General features: G+C 60.6%; 4 protein-coding genes. All 4 read left to right on the top strand.

Features of this window, described 5'->3' with window-relative positions:
- Positions 1 to 87 precede the first annotated feature (87 nt).
- Positions 88 to 468: an IS66-like element accessory protein TnpA gene (tnpA, locus tag BKY27_RS19480; RefSeq protein WP_071676115.1), complete on the top strand. Its 381-nt coding sequence runs from the start codon at positions 88 to 90 to the stop codon at positions 466 to 468.
- On the top strand, positions 465 to 812 hold the full coding sequence (gene tnpB, locus BKY27_RS19475) for an IS66 family insertion sequence element accessory protein TnpB (RefSeq protein ID WP_071676114.1): 348 nt from the start codon (positions 465 to 467) through the stop codon (positions 810 to 812). Before tnpA ends, tnpB begins: the two co-directional genes overlap by 4 nt.
- 62 nt (positions 813 to 874) lie before the next feature.
- A complete protein-coding gene (gene tnpC, locus BKY27_RS19470; RefSeq protein ID WP_071676113.1) occupies positions 875 to 2,488 on the top strand; it encodes an IS66 family transposase in 1,614 nt (537 codons plus the stop codon).
- A complete protein-coding gene (locus BKY27_RS19465) occupies positions 2,488 to 2,784 on the top strand; it encodes a hypothetical protein (protein ID WP_071676112.1) in 297 nt (98 codons plus the stop codon). Before tnpC ends, BKY27_RS19465 begins: the two co-directional genes overlap by 1 nt.
- Positions 2,785 to 2,799: the final 15 nt, after the last annotated feature.

Raw genomic sequence — 2,799 nt, 5'->3', positions numbered from 1 at the left:
GTAACCGCTCCATTGGCAGCGCCTGCCTGAGGCTGGGGCGATGATCTAAGAGACGTCGCTAATGACGTCTCTTATGCGGGGCCTGTGATGCGTGGCGAGATTCTTGGGGCGGAGCGACGACGCTTCTGGCATGATGACGACAAGCTTGAGATTGTCACGTCGGTTGGGGTTGGCGGCGCGAGCGTAACGCAGATTGCGCAGCGCCATGAGATTAAGCGACAACAAATTTACGCGTGGCGGCATGAGTTGAAGAAGAAAGGCTTATGGTCGCCCGATGCCGGGGCGCTTTTCTTTCCGTTGGATATTTCGACAGCTGCCGGAGTGCCGGTGGCGCAGCCCGCGGCCGCTGAGGTGCCGCCGTCGAACGCGATTGAATTGCGCCTGCGAGGTGGTCGCTGTCTGCATTTTGACAGTACAGTGGACCCGGCCACGCTGACAGCCCTGATCCGCGCGGTGGAAGCCACATGATCGGCCCGGGCATCGGTGTGCGTGTGTATCTGGCCTGTGGTGTCACGGATATGCGCAAGGGGATCGCGGGGCTGGCGGCGCTGACCCAGGACGTGTTGCGACAAAAGCCTGCCAGTGGTGCGGTGTTTGCGTTTCGAGGCCGTCGGGGTGACCGGATCAAGCTTCTGTTCTGGGATGGGCAAGGATTTTGCCTCTACTACAAAGTGCTTGAGCGGGGCCGCTTCCCTTGGCCGAACGCCCAGGATGGAGCTATTCGGATGACATCAGCGCAGCTTGCGATGCTCTGGGAGGGGATCGACTGGCGGCGCCCCGATTGGGGCGCTCCGCCCGCGCGCGTGGGGTGATTTAGTCACCGATTTTACTTTATTTATATGGTTCTTTAACCTGATTTTTGGTAGTCAGGCGCATGTCGAAACACGCCGAAAACCTGCCCGATGATCCCGCCGTCTTGAAGGCGATGATCGCCGTTTTGCAGGCGGAGAACGCGAAGATATCGGCCACGTTGCGCGTCCATGATCAACTGGTTCAAGCGCTGCGTCTGCGGATCGCCAAGCTGCAGAAACTGGTCTTCGGCAAATCCTCGGAAAAGGTCGAGCGCGAGATCGAACAGCTGGAACTGGCGCTGGAAGACCTATTGGTCGCGGTGGCTGAAGGCGATGAAGCCCCCATCGATGAAGGGCAGGATGAACCGCCTCCGGACACTGCTGGCGCGCCCGCTTTGCGTCGCAGGCCGCGTGTCTCGGATACGACCCCGCGCGAGCGTCGTGAACTGGACCCCGGTGCCTGCTGCCCCGACTGTGGCGGCGATCTGCGTGTGGTGGGTGAGGATGTCAGTGAATTGCTGGACATGATCGCCGCCCAGATGAAGGTGATCCAGATTGCCCGGATCAAGAAATCCTGCCGCCGTTGTGAGCGGATGGTGCAGGAACCAGCACCCAGCCGTCCGATCCCCGGCAGTATGGCAGGGCCGAACCTGCTGGCGCATGTGTTGGTCTCGAAGTTCGACGATCACCTGCCTTTGTATCGCCAGCACGAGATCTTCGCGCGTATGGGGGCAGACATCCCCGAAAGCACGCTGGTTGGTTGGTGTGGCCGCGCCATGAAGACCTTGTCGCCGCTGATCGAACGGATTGAGGCTGACATCATGGCCAGCGATCTGCTGCACGCAGATGACACACCGATCCGGGTGCTGGACCGGTCATTGCGCGACAAGGGACTTGGCAAAGGTGTCAGGCAAGGCCGGATCTGGGCCTATGTGCGCGATCAACGCCCTTGGGTGGGGGCATCGCCACCGGGTGCTGTCTATCGCTTTGCGCCAGACTGGAAGGAAGAGCATGTTCTCGGCCATCTGGCCAACGCCCGCGGCATCCTTCAGGCTGACGGCTACAAGGGCTATGCCAAGCTCTATGCACCTGAACCCGATGGCAAATCGCGTTTGCGCGAGGCGGCCTGTTGGGCCCACCTACGACGCGACTTCCATGACTTCTGGACCTCGACCAAGTCCGAGATCGCCCGTGAGGCTCTCGACCGGATCGGCAAGGTCTACGATGTCGAGCGCGACATCAACGGTCAGCCCGCTGACGTCCGCTATGCGGCGCGGCAAAAGCTGAGCCGACCAAAGGTCGAGGCCTTCTTTGCCTGGTCCGAACAGCAACTCCTGCGCATTCCGGGCAAAAGCGATCTGGCCAAGGCCTTCCGCTACGGTCTCGCTCGGCAGGACGCTTTCAGCCTGTTTCTGTCTGACGGCCGCGTGGCCATCGACAACAATCCCGCTGAACGCGCCCTGCGCCCGATCGGCATAGGGCGGAAGAATTGGTTATTTGCAGGAGCCGACACCGGTGCGGAAACGCTCGCGCGCGCCATGACTATCATCGAGACTGCCAAGCTGAACGCCATTGATCCGCTGGCCTATCTCGCCGACATCCTCGACCGCATCCACGATCACAAGATCAACCGACTGGATGAATTGCTCCCCTGGAACTGGGTGCCGCTGGCCGCTGCCCATTCACAGGCCGCCTGATGGCCGCGGTGACCCATGTCTGCAGCCTCGACTACGTCGCCAAAATGTTGGGCGAGGATGCCGAACTTCTTGAAGCGATCATCTACAACGACGACAACCTGACCTATGGAAACATCGTCAGCGTTTACGTCGGACCCGACGAAACAGTCACCGCATTGACCGATGACGGGATCGAAGAGCTGACGGACATGATCCGCGCCGCTCGTATCACCGCCAAAACCTGGCATGAGTTCCTTGATGACTTCGTGGATGACACCGATCTGGCGGCGCGCATCAAAGCTGAATCGCCGCGGTAACAATGAGGCGGTTAC

Origin of the sequence: Nioella nitratireducens (assembly GCF_001879715.1) — a bacterium.
In the GTDB taxonomy this organism is placed as follows: Bacteria; Pseudomonadota; Alphaproteobacteria; order Rhodobacterales; family Rhodobacteraceae; genus Nioella; species Nioella nitratireducens.
The sequence above is the reverse complement of the archived record's forward strand: the minus strand, read 5'-3'. Positions and strand labels throughout refer to the sequence as shown.

What these genes read in the sequence shown, in the direction of transcription:
- tnpA (WP_071676115.1), top strand. Translation starts at nt 88, where the DNA reads ATGCGTGGCGAGATTCTTGGGGCGGAGCGACGACGCTTCTGGCATGAT.
- tnpB (WP_071676114.1), top strand. Translation starts at nt 465, where the DNA reads ATGATCGGCCCGGGCATCGGTGTGCGTGTGTATCTGGCCTGTGGTGTC.
- tnpC (WP_071676113.1), top strand. Translation starts at nt 875, where the DNA reads ATGTCGAAACACGCCGAAAACCTGCCCGATGATCCCGCCGTCTTGAAG.
- BKY27_RS19465 (WP_071676112.1), top strand. Translation starts at nt 2,488, where the DNA reads ATGGCCGCGGTGACCCATGTCTGCAGCCTCGACTACGTCGCCAAAATG.